The sequence below is a fragment of the Cyanobacteriota bacterium genome, assembly GCA_025054735.1.
Classification (GTDB): Bacteria; Cyanobacteriota; Cyanobacteriia; order SKYG9; family SKYG9; genus SKYG9.
In genome coordinates this window covers 1-1,513 of the sequence record JANWZG010000618.1, presented here as the reverse complement: position 1 = coordinate 1,513, position 1,513 = coordinate 1, and the positions used below count along the sequence as shown (strand labels likewise).

Genomic DNA, 1,513 nt, shown 5'->3' with positions numbered 1-1,513 from the left:
CATCAGAGGTGGTAATGGATAAATCGGAGATGGTTGGATCCCGTGCCATAGAAACTCAGCGTCGGCAAGGGCTGTGAACTGACGATCGCGGGGGGTTGCTCCGGCGGCAGAAATCCCCGGAATTAATCCAGTGGCTGTAAATCCTAGAACACAGGCGATCGTTGGGCAGATATGCTGATAGCGCCGTAACCAGCGATCGCCGACTAAGGGCTGGGTATAGCATGTAATCATCTCTGACCAGTCATTCATGGCTTGTGCGTCCACCTTAGTCCACCTTAGTTGTCGATCATGGCAAAATCTCAGCCGAGATCGGCGAATGTCGTCTAGAATCAATAGTGTCATTTCGTAGCGCAACGATTGTCTGTGGCATCAACATTCCTTCGACGCAATCGCTTACTAGATTTTCCCCCCTCTGGTGCGGTGGCCTATCGCCGGAAGCGCCGCAAATCTTCACTACTGCGCCGTATCAAGCTCCAGAAAGCTAGTACTTGGCTGTTAGGACTGCTAGCTGCCTCCGGTTTGTTTTTGTGGGATCACAAGCTGTTAGTGGCAACGGTCAGTGGCCTAACGATGATGGGTGTGATCTATGCCATGCAGCAGCCCGGTTGGCGACAACGGTGGGTACCACTTTATAAGCTAGTGACCAGTTTCTCTACGCTCTACATTAAGGCACCTAGTCGTCAGTTTATCCTGGCTGTTGGGGATGGCCTATTAGCTATTCTGAGTACGTACTTGGCTGTTTCAATTTGGTCAGAGGCCTCTAGTCCCTGGATTGCGACGGGTGCCCTGCTTCAAGGTGGTGGTACCTTGGCCGTGTTGCTGCTGCTGGTGGGACAATTATTGCAACGCCGCGCTGATCGCAAGGACATTATTTTCTCGAACTATCTAGCCGATTTGAGCCATGAGGATCCATTGAGGCGCTTGGTAGCCGTGAAACAGTTGACTCGATCGCTTCAGCGTACACAACTAGATGCTGACGATCGCGCTGTTATTGCTGACTGCTTCCGCTTGATGGTAGGACAGGAGCAGGAATCTATGGTGCAAGATGCGCTGTTTGATGGTCTGCAACTGTGCGATCGCCAGTTAGAACCTGTTCCGCTGCAACCGCTACCCCCGTTACCTCGGAAGCCATCTAGCAAATCTGAGCGTTGAGGCATAGGGCCATTAACTCTTTACGTAACTACTCAGCCTATAAACAGCCCTTATCCCCTAGCAGGGGAAGCGAACCAATTCAAAGTCTCTCTCCAGGGAGAGGGATTTAGAGTGAGAACAGACCGAGTAGTTACCTTTTTACAAGCAGCATTTTTTGTGAAGATAACCACAAATCTACTGCCATTGGGGCAGGTGCGGGGTTAGTTATTTCCTGCTCTGCACCACTATAATGGCCGCATGGTAACGCACGGGTCAGTTGGGATTTTGGTGATGAAAACTTAGGTTCTTACTGTAAACTTCGACTGTAATCGTGGCCTAACCTTCCCATTGAACACTATTCTTTGAACACTGTAGAAGCGTC

The 1,513-nt window shown here is 50.5% G+C and carries 2 protein-coding genes; one reads left to right on the top strand and one right to left on the bottom strand.

Annotation, left to right across the window (positions count from 1 at the left end; genetic code table 11):
• Positions 1 to 231: TIGR00303 family protein (locus NZ772_18765; protein ID MCS6815600.1), on the bottom strand; the 231-nt coding region annotated here is incomplete at its 3' end.
• Positions 232 to 363: 132 nt separating this feature from the next.
• On the opposite strand from NZ772_18765, the gene NZ772_18760 reads away from it, so the two are divergent.
• Positions 364 to 1,152, top strand: coding sequence for a hypothetical protein (locus NZ772_18760; protein MCS6815599.1), 789 nt, complete (start codon positions 364 to 366; stop codon positions 1,150 to 1,152).
• Positions 1,153 to 1,513: the final 361 nt, after the last annotated feature.